Source organism: Pseudomonas sp. RIT409 (genome assembly GCF_003052515.2).
In the GTDB taxonomy this organism is placed as follows: Bacteria; Pseudomonadota; Gammaproteobacteria; order Pseudomonadales; family Pseudomonadaceae; genus Aquipseudomonas.
On record NZ_QARE02000002.1, the window covers coordinates 193,510 to 216,541 of the forward strand.

Sequence of the window (23,032 nt, forward strand, 5' to 3'; positions counted from 1 at the left end):
AACTCCAAGCTCGTTTAGCTGTGCGGTTTGCAGGTCATGTAGTATAACTACAAGAAAGCTACAGCCCGGCCCATCATCCTCAATGAGTCCTGCCCTTTGAATCTGTTGCAGCACATTGCCCAGTCCCGCCATCTCTTGCGTAAGTCAGAGCTCAAGGTAGCCGACCATGTGCTGCTTGACCCTGCGGCTGTCATGCACAGTTCCATGGCCGATCTGGCCCACAGTGTCGGCATCAGCGAGCCGACCATCGTGCGCTTCTGTCGCGCCATCGGGTGCACGGGCTTTCAGGACCTGAAGCTCAAGCTTGCCCAAAGCCTCGCCGCAGGGGCCAGTTTCGGGCAGTTCGCGATTCATGAGGATGATTCGGTCGCGGACTACAGCCTGAAAATTTTCGATACCACGCTGCATACGCTGATGGAGGTTCGGGAAAAGCTCGACCCTCATGCACTGCAAGCCGCAGTGACAGTGATGGCTGCCGCGCAGCGTGTCGAGTTCTACGGATTCGGCGCATCCGGCGCGGTCGCGGCGGATGCGCAGCACAAATTTTTCAGGCTGTTGCTGACGGCGGCGTCCTACTCCGATCCGCACATGCAAGCGATGTCCGCAGTCACCCTCAAACCGTCGGACGTCGCGGTGTGTATCTCTCAGTCCGGGCGCTCGAAGGACCTGCTGATCACCGCCAACCTGGTTCGCGAAAGCGGCGCCAACCTGATCACGCTGTGCCCAAGTCAGACACCGTTGGCCGAGCTGTCGACCGTCAACCTGGCGATCGATGTGCACGAAGACACCGAAATCTATACGCCTCTGACCTCCCGAATCGCCCATCTGGTCGTGATCGATGTGCTGGCGATGGGGGTCGCAATGGCGCGCGGGCCGACGCTGGTCAACCACCTGAAGAGCGTCAAGCGCAGTTTGCGCAGTCTGCGTCTGTCGCCGAAATCCATAAAGTCGGCAGAAGATTGAGCCAGCGCGCGGTGATTGAGGCCGGGCTTTGCGCTCTGCACCCTTCACCAACTTGTAATCGCCGCGCCACCTGATCGTCACGGCTGAGCGCGATGCTGTACTTCCGCACACGCAATGGGAGACAGGATATGCCTCGGCACTACGATGACTCACAGCAGCACACCAGCGCCAAAACTCGCCGTCAGCAAGAAGATCAACGACGCATGGCCTTTCGGCGTGCTATCGAGACCCGCTTCGAAGACCGTCGCCTGAGCCTTGAATTCGATGACTACCTCGAAGCGACGGAAGGCCACTGGCGGCTCGCTAGCCTGTCCGAAGGTGCCCGTCAAAGCGTTTGACCAGCTCGCTGATCTGCGCCCGCTCCGTGCGAATGAAGGCCAGGAAAGCGTGTGCCACTGGTGACAGACGTTTCTCTCTGGCCTGAACGACGCACCAGCTTCGATAAAGCGGCAGCTCGGCCACCGGCAGCTCTTTCAGGGTGCCTGCGGCCAGCTCCAGACTCAGCGCGTGGCGGGTCAGCAACGCGACGCCGAGCCCCGCCACCACGCATTCGCGTTGTGCTTCGGCGGACGACACTTCCAGAGCGCTATCGAAGTGAATGCGCTTTTCTTTGAAGTATTCCTCGCAGGCCTTGCGCGTGCCAGAGCCCTGTTCCCGGACTACCAACGTGTGGCTTTCCAGGTCTTTTAAGGACGGTTCCGCCAGTTGAGCGAGAGGATGATCGGGTCTGGAGACGGCCACGATGGGGTTGTTCAGGAACGGCAGAAACTCCAGCCCCATGTCTTGTGGAACCATCGACATCACCACCAGATCGTCTCGGTTGTCGGAGAGTCGACGAATCACCTGGGCGCGGTTGACGACGGTCAGACTGAGCATGACTTCAGGGTATTGGCGCTTAAATGCGGCGAATAGGTGCGGAACGAAATACTTCGCGCTGGACTCGATCGCAAGCTTCAGTTGCCCCTGCAACGAGCCCTGCATGTCGGAAAGCTGCATGTCGAGGTTTTCAAGGCGCCCGAAAATATCGCGGCTGGCCAATTGCAACGCTTCGGCAGCCTCGGTCAGGTAAAGCTTTTTACCGACATACTCAAAAAGAGGCTGCCCAACGAGTTCTTCCAGCTGCCGGATCTGCAGGCTAACCGCAGGCTGCGTCAGCGACATTTCTTCTGCCGCGCGGCTGTATGAACGTAAATCGCAGACCTCGTTGAAAACGCGTAGCTGACGCAATGTCATACGCATCAATGACTTACGCATTTTGTCAACGCTCTCTCGATGATCGAAACTAAGACTATAAGTCTTTACTTATGGTTATCCCAATTTTTACTCATTTTTATTAATTGCTGATTGGACTTAGGGTGCATGCATCGCTGCGACGCAACATGAAGTTACGGAATGTCGCGACGTGCTGACCGGGTCTACCGGTCCGTCTGCTCATCGGTCGAGGAAATGCCAGTGATAACAAAAATCCTGATCGCCAACCGTGGGGAAATCGCTGTTCGTATCGTGCGCGCCTGCGCCGAAATGGGCATTCGCTCGGTGGCGATCTACTCTGACGCAGATCGTCATGCCCTTCATGTGAAGCGTGCTGATGAGGCGTATGGCATCGGTTCGGAGCCTCTGGAGGGGTACCTGAACCCGCGCAAATTGGTGAATCTGGCCGTGGAGACCGGTTGTGATGCGTTGCATCCCGGTTATGGCTTCCTTTCTGAAAACGCTGAGCTGGCTGAAATCTGCGCCGAGCGCGGGATCAAATTCATCGGACCTTCCGCTGAAGTGATTCGCCGCATGGGTGACAAGACCGAAGCCCGACGCAGCATGATCAAGGCCGGCGTGCCCGTTACTCCCGGCACCGAGGGCAACGTGGCGGACATCACCGAAGCCTTGGCCGAAGGGGACCGCATCGGTTACCCGGTGATGCTCAAGGCCACCTCGGGCGGGGGCGGGCGGGGCATCCGTCGTTGCAACAGTCGAGATGAGCTGGAACAGGCGTTTCCACGGGTGATTTCCGAGGCGACCAAAGCGTTCGGCAAGGCGGAGGTGTTCCTCGAAAAATGCATCGTCAACCCCAAGCACATCGAGGCGCAAATCCTCGGTGACCGCTTCGGCAACGTGGTGCATCTGTTCGAGCGAGATTGCTCCATCCAGCGTCGCAACCAGAAGCTCATCGAAATCGCGCCCAGCCCTCAGTTGACGCCAGAGCAGCGAGCCTACATCGGTGACCTGTCCGTGCGCGCGGCCAAAGCAGTGGGTTACGAGAATGCCGGTACCGTGGAGTTCCTGCTCGCCGAAGGCGAGGTGTACTTCATGGAGATGAACACCCGGGTGCAGGTGGAACACACCATCACCGAGGAAATCACCGGGATCGACATCGTTCGCGAGCAGATCCGCATCGCCTCTGGCCTGCCGCTGTCGGTCAAGCAGGAGGACATCATTCATCGTGGCTTCGCGTTGCAGTTCCGCATCAACGCCGAAGACCCGAAGAACAACTTCCTGCCCAGTTTCGGCAAGGTGACCCGTTACTACGCCCCTGGGGGCCCGGGGGTGCGCACGGACACGGCGATCTACACCGGTTACACCATTCCGCCGTTCTACGACTCCATGTGTCTGAAACTGATCGTTTGGGCACTCACGTGGGAAGAGGCGATGGACCGCGGCCTTCGGGCGTTGGATGACATGCGCCTGCAAGGGGTGAAAACCACCGCGGCGTATTACCAGGAAATCTTGCGCAATCCGGAGTTCCGCAGCGGTCAGTTCAACACCAGCTTCGTTGAAAGCCACCCGGAACTGACCAACTACTCGATCAAGCGCAAACCCGAAGAGTTGGCTTTGGCCATCGCCGCCGCCATTGCCGCCCACGCAGGCCTTTAACAGCAGCCTCAAGCTGCGAGCTGCAAGCCTCAAGTAAAAGCCGTACGCGTGCTGACTTGTAGCTTGTGGCTTGGAGCTCGACGCTGGTGAGGAGATAAGAATGACGAAGAAGATCTTTGTAACGGACACCATCCTGCGCGACGCCCACCAATCGTTGCTGGCCACCCGCATGCGCACCGAGGACATGTTGCCGATCTGCGAGAAGCTCGACAAGGTCGGCTACTGGTCGCTGGAGGTCTGGGGCGGCGCGACATTCGACGCGTGTGTGCGCTTTCTGAAAGAAGACCCGTGGGAGCGCCTGCGTCAATTGCGTGCAGCGTTACCGAACACCCGTCTGCAGATGCTGCTGCGGGGCCAGAACCTACTGGGCTACCGCCATTACAGCGACGACGTGGTCAAGGCCTTCGTCGCCAAGGCTGCGGTTAACGGCATCGACGTGTTCCGTATCTTCGATGCGATGAACGATGTCCGTAACCTGCGGGTAGCCATCGAAGCGGTGAAGGCTGCCGGCAAACACGCACAAGGCACCATTGCTTACACCACCAGCCCGGTGCACACCATCGAGGCGTTCGTGAGCCAGGCCAAGCAGATGGAAGCGATGGGTTGCGACTCGGTCGCAATCAAGGACATGGCCGGGCTGCTGACACCGTTCGCCACGGGCGAGCTGGTCAAGGCGCTGAAAGCCGAGCAGTCACTGCCTGTGTTCATTCACTCCCACGACACCGCTGGCCTGGCTGCAATGTGCCAGCTGAAAGCGGTGGAGAACGGCGCCGATCACATCGACACGGCCATTTCCAGCTTTGCCTGGGGTACCAGCCATCCGGGCACCGAATCGATGGTTGCGGCACTCAAGGGCAGCGAGTTCGACACCGGACTGGATCTGGAACTGCTGCAGGAGATCGGCCTGTATTTCTACGCGGTGCGCAAGAAATATCACCAGTTCGAAAGCGAGTTCACCGCTGTCGATACCCGTGTGCAGGTCAACCAAGTGCCAGGCGGCATGATTTCCAACCTCGCCAACCAGCTCAAAGAGCAGGGCGCGCTGAACCGAATGAACGAAGTGTTGGCCGAGATTCCTCGTGTGCGCAAAGACCTGGGCTATCCGCCTTTGGTCACGCCGACTTCGCAGATCGTCGGGACGCAGGCGTTTTTCAACGTATTGGCAGGTGAGCGCTACAAGACCATCACCAACGAAGTGAAGCTGTACCTCACCGGCGGTTATGGCAAGGCGCCTGGTCAGATCGACGAAAAATTGCGGCGCCAGGCCATCGGCAATGAAGAGCTGATCGACGTGCGGCCAGCCGATTTGCTGAAGCCGGAAATGACCAAGCTGCGGGGCGAAATCGGCGCGCTGGCGCAATCGGAGGAAGACGTACTCACCTACGCGATGTTCCCAGACATCGGACGCAAGTTTCTCGAAGAGCGCGCGGCAGGCACGTTGTCACCAGAGCCGCTGCTCCCGATCCCCGAGCCTGGTGCAGTCGCCAAGGCCAGTGGTGAAGGCGTGCCGACCGAATTCGTCATCGACGTGCACGGCGAAAGCTACCGCGTCGACATCACGGGTGTGGGCGTCAAGGCCGAAGGCAAACGGCACTTTTACCTGTCCATCGACGGCATGCCGGAAGAGGTGGTGTTCGAACCGCTCAACGAATTCGTCGGTGGCGGTATCGGCAAGCGCGCTCAAGCCAGCAAACCGGGCCATGTCAGTACGACCATGCCGGGCAACATCGTCGATGTGTTGGTCAAGGAAGGCGATGTGGTGAAGGCCGGTCAGGCCGTGCTGATCACCGAGGCGATGAAGATGGAAACCGAGGTCCAGGCCGCTGTGGCAGGCAAGGTCGTGGCCATCAACGTGGCCAAGGGCGACCGCGTGAATCCGGGTGAGATTCTGATCGAGATCGAATGATCATTGATTGAACAGCCTCCCGCGCACAGACGCGAGAGGCTGAACGGTTACCTCTGGGGGAGCTCTCGTGGCTCCTCTTTTTTTTGCCCAGCGTGCTGCGGATTAGAAACTCATTTGCCACTGCCCCATCAACGCATGATTGCGGCTGTTGCTACCCAGCTCACCGTTGTAACCGACGCTAAGGGTGTGGCGAGCAGAGATTCCTAGATCCAGGCCGGCTTCAACGACCATGGCATCGCGATCTAGCGCAGTACCTTCAACGCTGAATGCGCTGCCGCCCAGAACGAAGGCCTGACGGGTTTTACTGTCGACGTCGCCGTAGGTGTGGCGCCAGCCCAGGCTGCCCCGTGGTGTAAGGCTCATGCCGTTTTCCAGTTGGGTCAGTTGTGCCAGACGTACACCGAAGGCGCTGCTGAAATTGTCCTGGCTTTGCGAGTCGACGCTCAACGCCGCTGCGCCACCTTTTTCGGTGTAGCTGTCCCGGTGGTAGCGCTGGTAGCCGAGGTTCGCGAATGGTTCGACGTTCAGACGACCGCTGCCCATTTGATAGCCCAATTCAGCGAATGCCTGCTGGCTGTCGGCGTCGTAGTCGCTTTTCGGACGATCACTGAAGCCATCGAACGCCACCGAGCGTTTACTCTCGCCATCATGACGGCTATAAGCCGCGCCCAAGCGCAACGCGACCGGGCCATCCTGACGCTGCGCGTAGGCGCCGACGTGCCAAATGTTGACCTTGCCATCCACACCTGTGCTGTCCAGGTCAGTGCGCGAATAACCACCCAGCACACCCATGCGCCAGGCGGGGGTCAACGACCAGTCGACGCCCAGCACCGTCCCTTTGGTGCGCTGTTCCAGACCGGCGCTGCCATGTTCGCCGTCGAGCTTGCCGTAGCTGCCGATGCCCTGCAGCCAGACACGGCCCTGTGCGTTCGGGTCGTTCAGGTTGCGCGCTGCGGTTGGAATGCCAGTGGCGGCGAGGGCCGGGGTGTCTTTGTCGTCCCTGCCGACCAACAGGCTGGAACTGCTGCTCATCCCTTGCATCGCCGACATCATGGTGGCGCTGACTTGAGAGGTTCCACTCAGCGTTGCGCTGGTCAGGTTGGCGTTGCTGCTGCCTGCCAGTTGCTCAATGGCCGTACCTGCGGATGACGTGCTGGTGTTGAGCAATGCCTCGTACAGTGCGTTGTTCTTGCCCAGTGTCGCCAGGCTGTTCGCGGCCTGAACGCCGTTGCCAGTGGTGGCGTAGTCAATGAAGGCCACGTCGTTACGGGTATAGGTCAGGCCAACACGGGTGGGTTGATAGGTGAGTGTCGGGGTGAGAAACGCGTAATCGCTGGTGACGCTGCCAAAGGTGCCACTAATGCTGCCTGCCTGAAGCACGGTGTACTGGCTTTGCCACGGGTAAGTGCCGGAACTGGCATTGACCACCAGCGAGGCGCCGTTGAGGTTGGCGTTGCCGCCGACTTTGATCGTCGCGCTGCCGCCGTCTGCATCGGCGCCAAAGGCCACTGTCGAGCCGCTGCCCATGTTGAGATTGCCGTTGACCTGCGCAGCACCGAGGGTTTTGTTCGCGACCAATGTGCCGTTGACGTTCAGCCCACCCACCGTGCCGCCGCCTGCATACAGGCCGCCCTGATCGACTGTCATGGCGCCCGCGATGCCGCCCTGGTTGATCAGCGCTGCACCGTTGGACACGCTACCGCCGTCGCTGAAATCGCCACTGCCGGTCAGGGTCCAGGTCCCCTGGCGCACTTGCAGTTTTTCGAAGTTCCGGCTGGCGCCGAAGCTGCCACCCATCGCATCGTCCATGATGACCGAGTCAGTGCCGGTGCCGCCGTCGACTACGCCGATGAACTGGCTGTTGTGCCCCAATGCAAGGGTGTCGTCACCGCCGCCCATGTCCATGGCCAGGCCGCTGCTGCCACTGATCAAGCCATTGTTGTAGACAGTGTCGGCGAACTCGCCGACAAACTTCACGCCGAAGCCACCCAGACCCTCGATGGTGCCGTGGTTGATCAACGTCGTGGCGGCCACACCGGGACCGTCGCTGCCGTTGTCGACCAGAATGGCGTTGTCTACGCTGCTGATCAGCGCATTGCTGGCGTTGGAGATGTAGCCACCGCCGGCAGCGATGCCTTCGCTGCCGTTGGCAAAACCGTTCTTGTCCACGCCGCTGGCGCCCAGACCCTTGATGGTGCCGTAGTTCTCGATGTGGGCGAGCAGGTCGATGTCCACGCCGTCACCGTCGCCGTTGGGCTGCAGGCCGTTGTTGCTACCGATGATGGTGCCGTAGTTGATCACGGTGCCATTGCCATCGGAACCGAAGCCCGAGCCGTTGCGGCCGATGATGATGCCCGTGCTGTAGTTTGTCAGCGTGGCGCCCAGGTCGGTGGTGATACCGTGGCGGCCACCCGAAATCAGGCCGTAGTTGTTGAGGGTCACGCCGGTCGCCGAGTCGACGTCGATGCCGTCGAATTTCTGATCGGCTTTGGTCGAGTCGCCTGAGGAAATCTCGCCGTAATTGGTGATGGTGGCGTTGGAGCCGGTCTTCATGCCGTCGCTCAAGTCGCCACGGATCAGCGCGCCCTCGCGGTTGATGATGGTGGTCGTCACGCCCGCACCCCGCACCGAATCCATGTCGATCCCCTGACCGCCTGCCGTCGAGCGAATGGTGCCGCTGTTGTCGATCAGAACGCGGCCGCTGGGAAAGTCGGTGTCGATGCGGATGGCGTCATCGGTACTGGTGATCACCCCCGTCGAGCGGTTGATAATGCTGTAGTCGCGCGATTGAGTTTCGTCGCCGCTGCTGTCGAACGCCCGCCCGCCAGTGGATTTGATGGTGCCGCTGTTATCCACAACCACACCGGACCCGCTGGTCATGTCATTGAAGCTGACCGCCTTGCCGCTCGCCGTGATGCCTCCGGTGTTGGTCACGGTCAGCTTGTCGGTGCCGCTCAATTTGACGCCTGCTTGATCGGGTGTCGTGATCAGAAGGTCCTGAGGCTCAGGCACGGCGAAGGCTTCGCCTGCGAAGCCGCTGGAGACGATGAGAGCGACTTGCAGGGCGAGACGGTTCTTGGCGCGGAACATGACGGACGGCCTATTTTATGAAAAGGCCGTCCTGTATAGCTGTTTGATATGACAGGTTTATAACGACCTGAAATGGCTCAATGTGTCGATTTGTTTACCTTCCTTGAAATTATCCACAGCCAGCCAAGCAGCGAATGCCTTTTCGACTGCGGGCCATTCGCTGTCGATAATCGAAAACCAGGCCGTGTTGCGGTTCTTGCCTTTGACGATCATGTGTTGGCGAAATGTGCCCTCATAGCTGAAGCCGAAGCGCTTGGCTGCAGCGATGGACCGGGCATTGTCTGCATTGCACTTCCACTCCAGACGACGGTTGCCCAGTGCGAAGGACTCTTTCGCCAGTAGGTAAACCGCCTCGGTGCTTTTCGGCGTGCGCTGCATGGAAGCGCCGAAGGTCACGTGACCAATTTCGATGCGTCCGGCGCTCGGCACGATAGACATCAAGCTGAGAAAGCCGTCGATGGCGCCGGTCTGCTGGTCGATCACCGTGTAGAACCACGGATCGGTCGAGTCTTGCAGGCTGGCCAGATAGTCATCGAACGTTGCGCGCTCTGTAAATGGCCCGACGGCCAGGTAGTCCCACAGCTTTGGATCGGAATCCGGGCCTTCCAATGCCGCCCACAGACCATCGCCGTGGCGCGCGGCATCGAGTTTTTCCAGACGAATGAAGTGCCCGTTCAACGTACGGTTGTCAGGCAGCTTTGCTGCTTGCCAGTGTTCAAGGTTCGACATGTTCAGAGTTCCAGCGCTCAGAGCGGTTTGCGAAATTGGATGAAGCCGGGGCGTTCAGCGATGCGTTCGTACAGTTGGATGGCGGTCGTATTCGTTTCGTGGGTCAGCCAGTGGACCTTGTCGGCACCGGCTTTCTTCGCCGTGGCGTAAACGTGTTCGATCAACTTGCGCCCCACGCCTGTGCCGCGTTGCTCGGGCGTCACCAGCAGGTCCTGAAGATAGCAGGACACATTGATGCTCCAGTTCGAGCGGTGATAGATGAAATGCACCAGGCCCACTGCTTTGCCGTCCTGCCAGGCGAGGGCGGCGTTGGTCGGCTCATCGCTGTCAAGGAAACGCTTCCACGTGCTGTCGGTGACCGCATCCGGCAATTCGGTCTTGTAGAAAGTCAGGTAGGCCTTCCACAACGGCATCCATGCCGAGTGGTCATCGGCGGTGACAGGGCGAATTTGTACGTCAGGCACAGTTTTCTCCTTGGCTCATCAATCGAGCGATTTCCTGATCACGTGGGTGTTGGCTATTAGCCAATCCTTTACTTACGCCAGCGATGTCTTCTGCGCTGCGGTTCTGATTGAGCTTGCGTTTGCCTTCCAGCCGCTCGATGGGAATGGCGAAGCCGACGATGCCGCTCAGCATGTTGGTGATGTAATCGGCCGGGGCATCACTGACGGCCCAGGGCTCAGCGCGGTTCGCTTCGTGTTTATCGGTCAGATCGCTGACGAGCCGCAGCAGCCGCACAGGATCGGTGAAGACCTCGGCTCGGCCATAGGCATGAACGGCGGTGTAATTCCAAGTGGGTACGACCTTGCCGTGCTCGGTTTTTGCCGCGTACCAAGAAGGGCTGACATACGCATCAGCCCCCTGAAAAATCACCAGTGCCTCACCCGATGCCAGTGCCTTCCACTGCGGATTGGCTTTAGCCAAGTGACCGAAGAGGATGCCGTTGGGGCCCTGTGTACGGTCCAGTAGCAGCGGCACGTGAATCGCCTGGAGGCCGGCCGCATCCGCAGTCACTACCGTTGCCAGGCGTGAGCTTTCCATAGCCCGGTGCAGGCTTGCGAGGTCGTCGTCTTTGAAATGGCTGGGTATGTACATGAGATAGTCCTTGGCGATTGGCCTCATCCTAGGCAGGCTATTGGTCTTTCGTAAGCACCATTTAGGATCTATTTCATAGGGCCAATTCATGCCACCCCCTACGCCGTCGATGACATTCGATTTCGCCGGAATCGAGCTGGACCGCCGTCAAGGCTTAAGCCGTCAGTTATTCCAGGCGCTGCGCCTGCGGATCCTGGACGGGCGTCTGAGCGGGGGGACCCGTTTACCCGCCACTCGTGACCTCGCCGCAGCGCTAGCGATCTCACGAAACAGTGTGCTGAGGGCCTACGACCAGCTGTATGCAGAAGGCTTCACAGAGGGGCGTGTTGGGGACGGCACTTACATCGCGCAGCTTTCACCGCCTCAACTATCCACAAAAATATCCACAGGCTTATCACCAAGGTTATCGACAGGTTTATCCACAAATCCCTTCCGTGAGCAGGGTGATGTAGCGCCTGAAGTTATCCACAGTACCGCCGCTGGGGTGCTTGCTGAGCATCATCTCAGCCCTCCCAAAACCGGCGCTCCAAAGGCTTTTCGGGTGGGTATTCCCGCCTTCGATCTGTTCCCCTTTGACGTGTGGGGCAAGCTCCATGCGGCTTTCTGGCGAAAGCCGGGCTTGCATCACTTGGGCTACGGGGATCCGGCAGGGGAATGGCGGCTACGTGAGTTGATCGCTGTCTATCTCAAGACATCCCGCGACCTTCACTGCAGCGCTGAACAAATTGTGATCACCTCCGGTGCACAGCAGGCAATCTCACTTTGTGCACAGTTGTTATTGAACGAGGGAGACGCCGTCGCCATCGAGAATCCCGGCTATCGGGCCGCCGGACATGCCTTCGCCATCGCGGGTGCCAAGCTTGAGGGGCTGCCCGTTGACGGCGATGGCATGCACTGTCCTGCAGGGGGCGGTTGCAAATTGGCTTACGTCACTCCGTCCCACCAATACCCACTGGGTGTCACCATGAGCCTGGCGCGGCGCCTTGAATTGCTGGAATGGGCCGCGCGCAGTCAGGGCTGGATCGTGGAGGACGATTATGACGGTGAATACCGTTACAGCGGCGCACCGTTGGCGCCGTTGGCCGCATTGGACCGACACGGTCGGGTGATTTACGTCGGCACCTTCGGCAAGGTCGCGTTCCCGGCACTGCGATTGGGCTATCTGGTGCTGCCTCACCATCTGGTCGACGTGTTCAGCCAGCGGCGGGCTGTGGACATGCGCCATTCTGAAGTCGGGACACAGAGGGTGATGGCCGACTTCATCGCGGGAGGCCACTTTCAACGGCACATCCGGCGCATGCGCCGGGCTGCGCTGAATAGGCGCGACGCCTTACTGGCGGCCTGGCCCGATCAGATCGCGGGCTGTCGCCCGATGCCCAAGCCACTGGCCGGCCTGCATGTTTGCGTGGGAGTGGATAGCCTCGAGCGAGAGCGGGAGTTGATTGCCGCAGCCGCGAGCGTGGACGTCGAGTTTTCGCCGCTCAGCGACTATTGGCTACCCGACTCAGAGATACCCGTGGATAGCCGGGCAGGTTTGGTATTGGGTTTCGCCGCTGTTCCAGAGACCGATATTGCCTGCGCCCTGAAGCGGCTGCGCCAAGTGTGGTGAGCGGGCCATTGAATTGCCTGCAGCGTGCACGCGTTGCGTTTCTAGCTGACACCCTTAGAGGGTTATACTCGCCTCATCGCTAACCTGTTCTGAGACACATTCATGAGCCTCCCTCTCTCTGCGACGCCTGAGCGCAAGCTCGGCGCGCCGCTGTTCGCCGTCGCTCTGCTGGTGATCGGTGCTTTATTCCTTCAAACCACCGTCGGTGGCAAGCAAGTGGCATTGCTGCTCGTTGGCGCCGCCTTGGGACTGACCCTTTACCACGCCGCCTTCGGCTTTACCTCGGCCTGGAGAGTGTTCATCAATGAACGCCGGGGTGCAGGCCTGCGTGCGCAAATGATCATGCTATCGATCGCCGTCGTGCTGTTTTTCCCGGCACTCGGTGCTGGCACCTTATTTGGCTCGCCAGTGACCGGACTCGTCGCACCGGCAGGCGTGTCGGTGGTCTTTGGTGCGTTCGTGTTCGGTATCGGCATGCAAATGGGAGGTGGCTGTGCGTCGGGCACGCTGTTTACCGTGGGGGGTGGCAACGCTCGAATGCTGGTGACTCTTCTGTTCTTCATCATCGGTTCAGTAGTGGCCACCCATCACGCCGACTGGTGGTTCTCGTTGCCGTCCTTCCCGGCGACGTCGATCGTCAAGACCTTCGGCGTCCTGCCTGCCCTGGTCATGAGCCTTGCGCTGTTCGCGCTCATTGTCCTGATCACCGTGAAACTGGAAAAACGCCGTCACGGCGCACTGGAAACGGCCGTGACCAGTGAACATGTCGGCGTGCGCCGCTTTTTACGAGGCCCGTGGCCGCTGGTGTGGGGCGCGGTCGCGCTGGCCTTGCTCAATTACGCAACGTTGGCGCTGGCCGGTCGACCTTGGGGCATCACCTCGGCCTTCGCATTGTGGGGCGCGAAAGTCGCCAGCGGGCTGGGCATCGATGTGAGCAGTTGGGTGTTTTGGCAAATGCCCGCCAATGCGAAAGCACTGGCCGCGCCGGTGTGGGAAGACATCACCACCGTAATGGACATCGGGATCATGTTGGGTGCAGCTGTGGCTGCAGGCATGGCGGGGCGTTTCGCGCCCAGCCTGAACATTCCGCTGCGTTCACTGATCGCGGCGGTCTTGGGCGGGCTGATGTTGGGATATGGCTCGCGTCTGGCCTACGGCTGCAACATTGGCGCCTATTTCAGCGGCATCGCATCAGGCAGCTTGCATGGCTGGTTGTGGTTGATCGCAGCATTTGCAGGTAACGCCGTGGGCGTGCGCCTACGCCCGTTCTTCTTCGAAGGCGAGCGACGCCCAGCAGTACTGAGCGGATGTTGATCAAGAACTGACGCTCCCGGGAGACTCCCCGCCGACGTGAGTCGATTGCGTGTTTGAAAGCTTCCTTTTCAAATGCACTTTCACGGCACGGCGGGGCGTATCTGGAACGATCAGTGGCTGGCGCTGATTATTTTCCGATCTGCGCTTTCGCGAGCTTGACGATGTTGTCCACAGAGAACCCGAACTTCGCCTGAAGCTTGTCGATGGGTGCCGAAGCGCCGAAGGTGTTCATGACGATTTTCGCGCCCGTCTGGCCCACGTACCGGTCCCATCCCAGCGGGCCAGCCTGTTCCACCACCACACGTGCCTTCACCTCGGGGGGCAATACGCTATCGCGGTAGGCCTTGCCCTGGTGCTCGAAAAGCTCCCAACTTGGCATCGACACCACGCGGGCGGCAACCCCTGCTGCCTTGAGTTGCTCGAAGGCTTCGACGGTCATGCCGACTTCACTGCCGGTCGCGATCAGAATCACCTCCACCTTGCCTTCCACGGCGTCAGCCAACACGTACGCGCCTTTGGCGACCCCCTCCGCGCTCGCGTACACCGAGCGATCCAACGTCGGCATGGGCTGGCGTGACAGCACGATGCAGCTGGGTTTATGGGTCTGCGCCAGCGCGACTTTCCAGGCTTCCTCGGTTTCGTTGGCGTCGCCTGGACGTAGGGTCAACAGGCCAGGTGTCGCGCGCAATTGCGTCAAGTGCTCGATAGGCTGGTGGGTGGGACCGTCCTCACCGACGCCGATGGAGTCGTGGGTGAAGACGAACACCACCGGCAGTTCCATGATCGCCGCCAGACGGATTGGCGGCTTCATGTAGTCGCTGAAGACGAGAAAGGTTGAGGTGTAAGGTCGCAGATAGGACAACGCCAGCCCGTTGGCGATAGCCCCCATGGCGTGCTCCCTGACCCCGAAATGCAGATTGCGGCCACCATAGCTTCCGGCTGCGAAACTGCCAGCGCCGTCGAACGTCAGGTTGGTTTTGGTCGATGGCGACAGGTCGGCCGAGCCACCCAGCAGCCAGGGGATCTGTTGCGCGAAGCCGTTCAGCACCTTGCCGCCTGAGGCCCGTGTGGCAAGGCCCTTGGGGTCTGCCTCGAAGCTCATGGCGGTATTGCGCCAGCCTTCCGGCATCTCACCCGCACGCATCCGTTGCAGCTCGTCCGCGAGAGCAGGTTGTTCCTTTTCGAATTGCGAGAAGGTCTTCTGCCATTCGTCGTACTCGCTCGCACTGCGGCTCAGCATCGCGTCGCGCAAGTGATGACGTGCCTCCTCAGGGACCGAGAAACTGCTGTTTTCATCCCAGCCGTAGGCTTTTTTGGTCAGTTTGATCTCGTCCTCGCCCAGAGGCTCACCGTGGGCGGACGCGGTGTTGTGCTTGTTCGGCGAGCCGTAGCCGATCACGCTGTCGACCACGATCAACGTCGGCGCATCGGTAGTGCTCTGAAAAGCGCGGATTGCCTCGGCCAAGGCCGCCGTATCGTTGGCGTCCTTCACATGCAAGGTTTTCCACCCGTAACCCTCAAAGCGTTTCTGCACGTCGTCGCTGTAAGCCAGCTCCGTATGACCTTCGATGCTGATCGTGTTGTTGTCGTAGATCCAACACAGGTTCGACAGCTTCAGGTGGCCGGCAATCGATGCGGCTTCGGCGGCAACGCCTTCCATCATGTCGCCATCCCCGCACAGGACGTACACGTTGTAGTCGAACAACTTCGCATCGGGCTGATTGAAATGCGCGCCCAGCCAACGCTCGGCCATCGCCATCCCAACGCTATTCGCGCAGCCTTGACCCAGCGGGCCAGTAGTGGTCTCCACCCCCGTTGTCATTCGGTATTCAGGGTGACCCGGCGTCTTCGAGCTCATCTGACGGAACTGCTTGATGTCGTCGAGGCTGACCGCCGGTTTGCCGGATGGAGTGCCGTGCTCGTCGATCTCGACCACGCCTGCCAGGTGCAGCAATGAGTACAAAAGCATTGAGGCGTGGCCGACCGAGAGCACAAACCGGTCGCGATTGGGCCAGTCGGGATGTTCCGGGTGATAGCGCAGGAACTCTTTCCACAGCGTGTAGCCCACCGGTGCGAGCGCCATAGGGGTGCCGGGGTGGCCTGAGTTGGCCTTTTGCACCGCATCCATAGCCAGCGTGCGGATCGTATTGATGGTCAGTTGATCGTGTTCATTGGCATTCGACGTAGCAGGCGAGCCCATGGCGTTCTCCTCATGACGTGTAGCTGAAACGTTCAGACAGGGTTGAGCACGGGCGAGGCGGGTTCGTTCCATGAAATATCGAAGGAGGGGCCGGTGCGAAGAATGTTTCAGAATTTTCCAGCAGCGAACGAATCACCCCCTCTGCATTCGAACACCTTGGATCCCGGGCCAGTTGCCGGGTCGTCATAAAGCCAGGGGGTCGCCATTGCAGGAAACGATCATCAAGAAGTACCGGGCCACGATCAAAACCTTTACCTACATCGGATGGTCGCTGTTCTGGCTATTGATCTGGGACGTGATCGTGACGGTGGATTTCATGCTTTTTCTGGACCCCAAGATCACGCTGCCGTCCATGCCCCTGACGCTGCTCGGGTCGGCTCTGGTGGTGCTGACCAGTTTCAGAAACTCAAGCGCCTACAATCGCTGGTGGGAAGCGCGCACGCTCTGGGGGGCGTTGGTCAACAATTCCCGCAGCTATGCGCGGCAGGTGCTGACCTTGATCGACGACGAAGGCCAACTTAACCCGGTCAAAGCCGTACTGCTGCGCCGGCATGTGGCGTACGTCGAGTGTTTGTCCTCGCATCTCAAGGGCGAAGACTGCGCCGAAGATGTGACAGCCATGATTCCCCGTGAAGAATACGAACGGCGCAAGCGCACCAATAACTTTCCCAACGACATCCTCAACGTGTCTGCAGCGATACTGGCGGACGAATACAAGGCAGGTCGCCTGGACAGTATTCGTTTCGAACGGCTGGAAGCGACGCTGGTGGAAATCTCCAACTGCCAGGGGGGCATGGAGCGGATCGCCAATACGCCGCTGCCATACCCTTACGTGGTCTTTCCGCGCCTGTTCATTACCCTGTTCTGCATCATCGTCCCGATCGGGCTGGTCGAGACCTTGGGTTGGTTCACCCCACTGGCCTCGACCGTCGTAGGTTTCATGCTGCTGGCCATCGAAAAGATCGGCAGCGATCTGCAGAGCCCGTTCAAGGCTTCAGAGCATGAAATTCAGATGAAGGCGCTGTGCGCGAATATTTCAGGCAATTTGAACTCGATGTTGCGAGATGCAACGGAAATGCAGCGTTGAGCGACAGGGAAGGTCGTCTGCCCCGCCGTGTCGCTCGCCTGAAGAATGGCCGCGGCGACTAGGTGCCGGATTTGATCTTGGTCCATACCCGCGTCCTCGCGCGCTCCGCATCACGGGGCAGCGGGGTGAGGGTGTACAGCGTCTTCATTGCCTCAGGGGTTGGATAGAGGTTCGGATTGTTGCGGATCGCGGGGTCAACCAGTGGGGTCGCATCCTTGTTCGGGTTCGGGTAGCCGACGAAATCGCTGATCGGTGCGATCACATCCGGTTGCAGCAAGTAATTGATGAAGGTGTGGGCGTCTTCGACGTCCTTGGCGCCCTTCGGAATGGCGAGCATGTCGAACCAGATCGGCGCGCCTTCCTTCGGCAGGCGCATGTCCACGACGACGCCGTTCTTCGCTTCCTTGGCCCGGTTCGCCGCCTGCGAGAAACTGCCGGAATAACCTACCGCCACGCAAATGTCCCCATTCGCGATGTCGGCCATGTATTTGGACGAATGGAAGTAGGTGATGTAGGGGCGGATCTTCATCAGTAAGGCTTCTGCCTTGTCATAGTCCTTCGGATTCTTGCTGTTCGGATCGAGCCCCAGGTGCTGCAAGGCCAATGGCAGAATTTCCGAAGGTGAGTCCAGCAGCGTCACGCCGCAGGCTTTCAGTTTGCTGATGTTCTCTTCCTTGAAGATCAAATCCCAGCTGTTCACGGGGGCGTTGTCGCCCAGCGCGGCTTTGACCTTGTCCGGGTTGAAGCCGATCAATATGGTCCCGTACATGTAGGGGACGGCAAACTTGTTGCCGGGATCGTTCGCCTCCAGCAGTTTCATCAGGCTGGGATCAAGGTGCGAGTAGTGGGTCAGTTTGCTTTTGTCCAGCGGCTGGAATACGCCGGCCTGGATCTGTTTGGCCAGAAACACGTTGGACGGCACCACAACGTCGTACCCCGAGTTACCTGTGAGCAATTTCGCTTCCAGTGCCTCATTGGTGTCGAAGATGTCGTAAATCAGGGGGACCCTGGTCTCCTTTTTGAAATTTTCCAGGGCCTGCGGGGTGATGTAGTCGAACCAGTTATAAACGCGCAGGGTTTTGGGCTCGTCGGCGTACATCGCGTTGCTGAAGATGGCCGCGCAGACAGCGGGAAGAATGAGGCGCTTGAGTCTGTTCATCGTTTTCTCTCTTCGTGTCTCGGAGGGGCAGATTGGAGGGGTCAGACGCTTTCAAAGCCTTCCAGCACGTTTACGGCGTTGATGCCGATCTCTTCGACGGCGTAACCGCCCTCCATCACGAACAGTGTGGGTAGGCCCAACCGCGCAATACGTTCACCCATGCGCAGGTAGTCCGGGCTGTCCAGCTTGAATTGCGAGATCGGGTCGTCTTTGAAAGTGTCCACGCCTAAGGAAACGATCAGGATGTCGGCGCCGAAGCGGTCGATTTGCGCGCAGGCCTTTTCCAGCGCAGCGCTCCAGATAGGCCAGTCGCTGCCAGCCGCCAACGGGTAATTGAAGTTGAAACCTTCGCCAGCACCCTCGCCCAGCTCATCTTCGTAACCGAGGAAGAAAGGAAATTCGAAGTCCGGATGGCCGTGTATCGAAGCGAACAGCACGTCGCTGCGGTCGTAGAAAATCGACTGGGTGCCGTTGCCGTGGTGATAATCCACATCCAGAATCGCAACCCGTCGACGGCCCTGATCGAGAAAGGCCTGCGCGGCTATCGCAGCGTTGTTCAGGTAGCAATAACCGCCCATGACGTCGCTGGCGGCGTGATGTCCCGGCGGCCGGCACAGTGCGAAGGCACTCCGGGCGCCTTGCTGGATTGCCGCTTGCGCAGTGAGTGCGACCTGCGCGGCGCTGTAGGCCGCCTGCCAGGTCCCTGCGGTAATCGGCGCGCCGGCATCGAACGTGTAGTAACCCAACTGGCCGTGAAGGCTGGTCGGAATGACCGATCGCAATGTGCGCGCAGGCCAGGTGTAAGGGAGTAAGTCGCCTTCCGGGCCGGTGGCCGCCCAGCGGTCCCATGCGCCTTTGAAAAAGGCCAGAAACGCATCGGTATGAATGCGCTTGATCGGTTCGATGCCGAAATCACCGGGGCCTTCCACGGCCCCGATGTCGCGGTCCAGTACCCGCTGCAGCACATGGTCAGCCCGGGAGGGCATCTCGAAGCAGGGCATCAGTTTGCCGTCAATCAACTCGCAGCGGCCGTGATGCAGATGATGATCGTCCGAATAGATCGTCAGCATTCTTGTTCTCCAGTGGGCTTGGTTGCCCCACATTCTTGAGGCGCTCAGCCTTCAGGAGAACGACGGAAACGGTCAAAAGAGGATAATGACGGCCATAAAATCTGTCCGAAAATCGCCCCTGAGCAGAGCGGAGCGACTCGTTTTAAGGCGTTTCAGCCTCTGAATTGACTCGGTGCCACACCGCTCCAGCGGATGAACGCATGGCGGAAGCTTGCCGTCTCGCTGAAGCCCAGCGCCTCGGCGATACGGTGAACTGGCATCTGATCCTCCTGCAACAGCTGTTTCGCCCGCTCGAACCGCAGCTCATCGAGCAGTTGCTGGTAGCTGCTGCCGGTGGCCTGCAAGTGGCGGCGTAATGTGCGCTCGGAGCAATTCATCTGTTGCGAGAGGATGGCCAGGCTCGGCGTTTGCTCAAGTTGGGCGGCGAGCAGATGGCGGATGCGGCCTAGCCACGCCTGGCGCCCGGTAAACTCGATGTTCTGTCGGCGGCAACGCTCGCGCATGTCACGGTGGGTGACGGGATCAGCCAAAGGGAGCGGTCGATCGAGCCAGCTTCGGTCAAACGCAAACGCGTTGTCGTGCGCATCGAAACGCAAATCGCAGGCAAAGCTCTCGCGGTAGCTGGCCTGGTACTCGGGCGCCGAATGGGTAAAGCGCGCCGCGAGCAACGGCAGTGTGACACCCAACAGGTCATCGCAGATCACTTTCAACGACGCCATGCACAGCTCGGCGTTGAAAACCCGCAACCCTTCCTCATCGCGGTAGTCGCTGGCACAGAACCAGATGCATTCCCCCTCGTCGACCAACTCAAGCTCGAACAGCGTGCCCAGCAACGCCGGATATGCAAGTGCCAGCCGCAAAGCGTCACCCAACGTGGCACTGGTGAGCAGCGCGTAACCGAGAATCCCATAGGACGACACATGCATGCGTCGGCCGAGGGGCAAGCCGATGTCCCCTCGCAGTGCCACGGCATTGGCGCAGACCTGCATTTCCTGAAACGTGGTGATGCGAATGTCCGGGCGACGAAGGTCTGCTTCCGTGATGCCGCTTCCGGCCAGCAGCGCCTCGCTGCTCCAGCCCTCAGCACAAAACGTTTCCAGTACCAGCGAAACGGCATTGAGGGTCGTGAGATGAGAGTGAAGCATGGCGGGTTTTCCGATGACTGTCCGACCGGAAAGGAGGAGCAAAAGCTGTGCCTTTCTGCGCGGCGTGTCCCAGTTCAGCCGCCTATGTCACAACCCGCACGCGGCGTACCGCAATGAAGTTTCGAGGGTTACAGCAACTCCCCACACATATCCAGTTCGACCAACCGCCTCACCTCCTGTGCAGGCAGATCGGAACCCAGCAGTGCATGCAGTTTGCCGAGCGCCGCCTCACGGGTCATGCCACCGCCGGAAAGCACGCCCACGCTTCGCAAGCGGCTGCCTGCCTCGTAAACGTCCAGTTCGACGCCGCCCTCATGGCACTGGGTGATCGCAATCACGCAGATGCCTTGTCGATGGGCGCGTTGAAGGCTGTCGAGGAAGGCAGGGTCATCGCTGGGGCCTGTGCCGCTGCCGAAACATTCGAGGACGAGCCCCTGAATGCCACTGTCGAGCATTCCATCCAGTTGCGCGGCGCCGATACCGGGAAACAGTGGCAGTACCGCCACGTTGGCCAGGTTTTTCCTGTTGCGATAGTCCAGCGCTCCGGGCAGTACGCCGACCGGTTGACCGCCGCGGGAGCGGTTCAGCGCGGCAAAAGGATGACGGCCGAAACTGCGGATTTTCGCGCAACGCGTCGGTTGCATGAGGGCGCCGTGGAAATACAGATGCACGCCGTGAGGTAGCCCGTCCCCCAGCGCCTGCAGAGCGCCGGTGACGTTCTCCCAGGCATCGCTCTGCGGTACGCCGGCGGGCAGCATCGAGCCGGTGAATACCACTGGCGCATTCAAGCCGAGCAGTTGGAAGCTCATAGCCGCCGCGCTGTAGGCCAGGGTATCGGTGCCGTGCAGCACCAGCACCGCGTCGCAGCCTTTGGCATCGACGGCATCGACCACCGCTTCACGCAGACGCTGCCAGTAGGCGGGCGTCATGTTGGCGCTGTCGATCAAGGGAGACATCTCGTGAAACTGCCATTGCGCGAACACCTCGTCGGACAAGGCGGCCAGTTGTTCAGCCATCCTCGCTTCGAAACCGGAGGCGGGCGCCAAGCCGTTCTCGCTGGCTTGCATTCCGATGGTGCCACCGGTGTAGAGCACCATCACGTGCCTGGCCGGTGTGGCGTTTTCGCGATTCATGGATGTCTCCCTGGGCTGACTTCAGATGATTAGCGTGCGTTGGCGGCGGCTTCGCCAGTGACCGACGCGGATTGGCCAGCAGGCTTCTGATGACCAGGCTTGGGCCAGGCGTTCAGGTCCAGGTCCAGATCCGGGAATTGGCTGGAGTCGAACACGGGCGTTTTGACGCCGGCCTTACGCTGCGCATCGTAGTCGTTCAGGATACGCAAACCGATCTTGAACAGCATTGCCAACGCGATCAGGTTCACGAACGCCAGCAGGGTCATGGTGATGTCGGCAAAAGCGAACACGGTACCGAGGTCTTCCACCGCGCCCCACAGAATCAATGACAACACCAATGCGCGATAGCTGATCAGAGCCTTTTTGCTCTCTCCAACCAGGAAGCGTAGGCTGTTTTCGCCCAGGTAGTAGTTGTAGAGAATCGAGGTGAACACGAACAGGGCCAGGGCCACGCTGATGAACAACTTGCCCCAGTCGCCCACGACGGCTGCCAGCGAGTTTTGCGTCAAGGCGATACCGTCGCCTTCGAAGCCCGGTGTGTAGAAACCGGAAAGCAGAATGAGCAACGCGGTGCAGGTGCAGATGACGAAGGTGTCGAGGAAAACGCTGAACGCCTGAACCACGCCTTGCGCCACCGGGTGCTGAACCTCTGCCACCGCAGCGACGTTCGGGGCGCTGCCGAGGCCCGCCTCGTTGGCGAACACGCCACGTTTCACGCCCATGACGATAGCGCTGCCCACCAGGCCGCCGAACACCTCATCCATACCGAATGCACTTTTTACGATGGTCATCAGCATGTGTGGGACGTGTTCGAACTGCACGCCGATCACGTACAGCGTCACACCGATGTAAACCAGCGTTTTGACAGGCACCAGCAGGTCAGCAACCGCGGCGATTCGTTTGATGCCCCCGATGAACACCAGACCTAGCAACACGGCCAGTGCGATACCCGCGTAACCGGGCGAAACTCCAAATGCACTGTTCAGCGAATGCGTCACCGCGTGGGATTGCAGGCCGTTGAATGCAAAGCCGAAGGTCACCAGCAGCAGGACCGCCATGACCATTCCGAGCCAGCGCTTGCCCAGGCCGTGCTGGATGTAGAACGACGGGCCGCCTCGATACTGGCCTTCGGAATCGCAACGTTTGTAGAGCTGACCGAGCGCGCACTCGAAAAAGCTGCTGGCCATGCCAACGAGGGCGGTGACCCACATCCAGAACACCGCGCCCGGTCCGCCGAGGGTCACGGCGATGCCAACACCCGCGATATTGCCCGCGCCCACGCGTCCGGCGAGGCTCAGCATCAGCGCCTGAAAGGAACTCAGTTGGCCTGAGCTGCTACGCAAGCTTTCCCTAAAAACCGCGAACATGTGCGCAAAATGACGTAATTGAACGAAACGCGAGCGAATCGTGAAATATCCACCGAGCCCGACAATGAGCACGATCAGCAGTTTTCCCGAAAGGAAGTCGTTGATGACTTCAAGCATTGATGTTTCCTCGCTTTTTTAGAGGGGGCGCACTATACCGATGCGCGTTATTGGAGTCTGTAAAACGTTTCTGCTTTTGAACCCATTTCGTTCGGCGGGGGACGGACGGTCTACCCCGGCGTATGGCTGTCTGGTTGTGCTGCTCCGAAAAATCGGCAGGTAAAAAAAAGGGCCTGGAAG

Annotated in this window: 18 protein-coding genes; 7 read left to right on the forward strand and 11 right to left on the reverse strand. The window is 59.8% G+C overall.

All coding sequences use genetic code 11. From position 1 onward, the window contains the following. The first annotated feature begins 96 nt into the window (after window positions 1-96). Both hexR and DBP26_RS27215 read left to right on the forward strand, forming a co-directional pair. A complete protein-coding gene (hexR, locus tag DBP26_RS03415) occupies window positions 97-963 on the forward strand; it encodes a transcriptional regulator HexR (protein ID WP_108236255.1) in 867 nt (288 codons plus the stop codon). 128 nt (window positions 964-1,091) lie between these two features. Then, a complete protein-coding gene (locus tag DBP26_RS27215) occupies window positions 1,092-1,301 on the forward strand; it encodes a hypothetical protein (protein ID WP_108236254.1) in 210 nt (69 codons plus the stop codon). Here the strand turns inward: DBP26_RS27215 and DBP26_RS03425 are convergent. Then, complete coding sequence (locus DBP26_RS03425; RefSeq protein ID WP_108236253.1) at window positions 1,267-2,217, reverse strand: LysR family transcriptional regulator; 951 nt, start codon at window positions 2,215-2,217, stop codon at window positions 1,267-1,269. The two genes, DBP26_RS27215 and DBP26_RS03425, sit on opposite strands and share 35 nt — an antisense overlap. Before the next feature lie 198 nt (window positions 2,218-2,415). Between DBP26_RS03425 and DBP26_RS03430 the strand changes: the two genes are divergently transcribed. Continuing rightward, on the forward strand, window positions 2,416-3,831 hold the full coding sequence (locus DBP26_RS03430) for an acetyl-CoA carboxylase biotin carboxylase subunit (RefSeq protein WP_108236429.1): 1,416 nt from the start codon (window positions 2,416-2,418) through the stop codon (window positions 3,829-3,831). A 100-nt stretch (window positions 3,832-3,931) separates the two neighbouring features. Then, on the forward strand, window positions 3,932-5,737 hold the full coding sequence (gene oadA / locus DBP26_RS03435) for a sodium-extruding oxaloacetate decarboxylase subunit alpha (protein WP_108236252.1): 1,806 nt from the start codon (window positions 3,932-3,934) through the stop codon (window positions 5,735-5,737). 102 nt (window positions 5,738-5,839) lie between these two features. On the opposite strand, the gene DBP26_RS03440 is transcribed toward oadA, so the two are convergent. The 4 genes from DBP26_RS03440 to DBP26_RS03455 are packed head-to-tail and all read right to left on the reverse strand — an operon-like array spanning window position 5,840 to window position 10,651. Continuing rightward, window positions 5,840-8,827 carry an autotransporter domain-containing protein gene (locus DBP26_RS03440; protein WP_108236251.1) on the reverse strand — a complete coding sequence of 996 codons (2,988 nt, stop codon included), beginning with the start codon at window positions 8,825-8,827 and terminating at the stop codon, window positions 5,840-5,842. A 57-nt stretch (window positions 8,828-8,884) separates the two neighbouring features. After that, window positions 8,885-9,556 (reverse strand): GNAT family protein, encoded by a 672-nt coding sequence (locus tag DBP26_RS03445; protein ID WP_108236250.1) that lies wholly within the window; start codon window positions 9,554-9,556, stop codon window positions 8,885-8,887. Window positions 9,557-9,573: 17 nt separating this feature from the next. Further along, on the reverse strand, window positions 9,574-10,020 hold the full coding sequence (locus DBP26_RS03450) for a GNAT family N-acetyltransferase (protein ID WP_108236249.1): 447 nt from the start codon (window positions 10,018-10,020) through the stop codon (window positions 9,574-9,576). Next, complete coding sequence (locus DBP26_RS03455) at window positions 10,013-10,651, reverse strand: FMN-binding negative transcriptional regulator (RefSeq protein ID WP_108236248.1); 639 nt, start codon at window positions 10,649-10,651, stop codon at window positions 10,013-10,015. Before DBP26_RS03455 ends, DBP26_RS03450 begins: the two co-directional genes overlap by 8 nt. Before the next feature lie 88 nt (window positions 10,652-10,739). Between DBP26_RS03455 and DBP26_RS03460 the strand changes: the two genes are divergently transcribed. Together DBP26_RS03460 and DBP26_RS03465 are read left to right on the forward strand one after the other, a co-directional pair. Next, complete coding sequence (locus DBP26_RS03460; RefSeq protein ID WP_108236247.1) at window positions 10,740-12,260, forward strand: PLP-dependent aminotransferase family protein; 1,521 nt, start codon at window positions 10,740-10,742, stop codon at window positions 12,258-12,260. Between the two features lie 102 nt (window positions 12,261-12,362). After that, window positions 12,363-13,574, forward strand: coding sequence for a YeeE/YedE family protein (locus DBP26_RS03465; RefSeq protein WP_108236246.1), 1,212 nt, complete (start codon window positions 12,363-12,365; stop codon window positions 13,572-13,574). Window positions 13,575-13,701: 127 nt separating this feature from the next. On the opposite strand, the gene tkt is transcribed toward DBP26_RS03465, so the two are convergent. Next, a complete protein-coding gene (tkt, locus tag DBP26_RS03470; RefSeq protein ID WP_108236245.1) occupies window positions 13,702-15,774 on the reverse strand; it encodes a transketolase in 2,073 nt (690 codons plus the stop codon). A 205-nt stretch (window positions 15,775-15,979) separates the two neighbouring features. On the opposite strand from tkt, the gene DBP26_RS03475 reads away from it, so the two are divergent. Then, window positions 15,980-16,861 (forward strand): bestrophin family ion channel, encoded by an 882-nt coding sequence (locus DBP26_RS03475; RefSeq protein ID WP_108236244.1) that lies wholly within the window; start codon window positions 15,980-15,982, stop codon window positions 16,859-16,861. Between the two features lie 58 nt (window positions 16,862-16,919). Here the strand turns inward: DBP26_RS03475 and DBP26_RS03480 are convergent, their stop codons facing one another. The 5 genes from DBP26_RS03480 to DBP26_RS03500 form a co-directional block, all read right to left on the reverse strand. Further along, window positions 16,920-18,020: a polyamine ABC transporter substrate-binding protein gene (locus tag DBP26_RS03480; RefSeq protein WP_108236243.1), complete on the reverse strand. Its 1,101-nt coding sequence runs from the start codon at window positions 18,018-18,020 to the stop codon at window positions 16,920-16,922. A gap of 41 nt (window positions 18,021-18,061) precedes the next feature. Next, entirely contained in the window at window positions 18,062-19,090 is a 1,029-nt protein-coding gene (locus tag DBP26_RS03485; RefSeq protein WP_108236242.1) for a histone deacetylase family protein, read from the reverse strand. 152 nt (window positions 19,091-19,242) lie between these two features. Continuing rightward, entirely contained in the window at window positions 19,243-20,235 is a 993-nt protein-coding gene (locus DBP26_RS03490) for an AraC family transcriptional regulator (RefSeq protein WP_108236241.1), read from the reverse strand. A 128-nt stretch (window positions 20,236-20,363) separates the two neighbouring features. Beyond that, window positions 20,364-21,368, reverse strand: a complete 1,005-nt coding sequence (locus DBP26_RS03495) for an asparaginase (RefSeq protein WP_108236240.1) — start codon at window positions 21,366-21,368, stop codon at window positions 20,364-20,366. 29 nt (window positions 21,369-21,397) lie between these two features. Continuing rightward, entirely contained in the window at window positions 21,398-22,852 is a 1,455-nt protein-coding gene (locus DBP26_RS03500) for an alanine/glycine:cation symporter family protein (RefSeq protein WP_108236239.1), read from the reverse strand. Between the last annotated feature and the right edge of the window lie 180 nt (window positions 22,853-23,032).